Consider the following 1062-nt stretch of genomic DNA (forward strand, 5'->3'; position numbering starts at 1 on the left):
CGTCTTCGAATCCATCATCCAATGATGCGCAAGCTTTTGAATATTTTGGTTGATCGATATAATCATGAATCAATCGATTTTTAGTCTCACGCGCTAAGTTAATATCTGTGAACTTAAAAATTCCTTTAACAGCTTCTCTGAAAGATTTTGAATTTTTTTTAGGAATGGTGGTAAAGATATTTCTTAGGAAGTGAACTTGGCATCTTTGCCAACTTACGTTGGTGAAGGATTTTCTAATGGCAGAGACTAATCCTTTGTGCGCATCAGAAATAACGAGTTCCGTACCTTGTAAACCGCGTTCTTTTAGGTATTCAAAAAATGTTGTCCAGGTCTCTTCGCTTTCGCCACTTTGAATCATGAAGCCGATAATTTCACGGTCGCCATCTTTGGTTATTCCAATCGCTATATGACAGCTTTTTGAGAGTACTCGATTTTCTTCTCGTACTTTTATATAGAGTACATCGGTCATTAAGTAAGGATAATTTTTTTCTGATAATAAACGATTCTGCCACTCGTTAACCATAGGTTCTAGCTGTTCTGTTAAGCTAGAAACGAAGGACTTAGAGACGGATTTACCACAAAGTTCTTCCACAATTTTTGATACTTTACGAGTTGAAACGCCTGATACATACATTTCCAACATTGAAGCCATGAGGGCTTTTTCGTTTCGTTGATAACGTTCAAACACTGTGGGTGAAAAATGGCCATCACGTGTTCTGGGTACTTTTAATTCTAGCGTGCCTACACGTGTCGTAAAGCTGCGCTCATAATAGCCATTTCGTTGACTTTGTCGGTTTTCTGTTCGTTCATATTCTTTTGCTTGAATATATTCTGTTCGTTGATTTTCCATTAGTTGATTAAATACCGTTGTTAAAATATTTTTAGAAACGTCATCCTTTACAGAATATTCAATAATGCTTTGAATCTCTTCGCTTTTCAGTGTAAAATGTACTTGGGTCATGTAAAAGTCCTCCTGGGTATGTTTTTGTCGTTAAAAACATTGTACCGTAAAAGGACTGTTATATGGCCTTTTTACTTTTACACAATTATACGGACTTTATC

1 protein-coding gene is annotated in these 1062 nt (G+C 36.3%); it reads right to left on the minus strand.

All coding sequences use genetic code 11. The features are described 5' to 3' along the window. Positions 1–961: IS256-like element IS256 family transposase (locus ACIY19_RS10790; protein ID WP_409003399.1), on the minus strand; the 961-nt coding region annotated here is incomplete at its 3' end. Positions 962–1062 lie beyond the last annotated feature (101 nt).

Source organism: Streptococcus sp. ST14 (assembly GCF_046098195.1).
Classification (GTDB): domain Bacteria; phylum Bacillota; class Bacilli; order Lactobacillales; family Streptococcaceae; genus Streptococcus.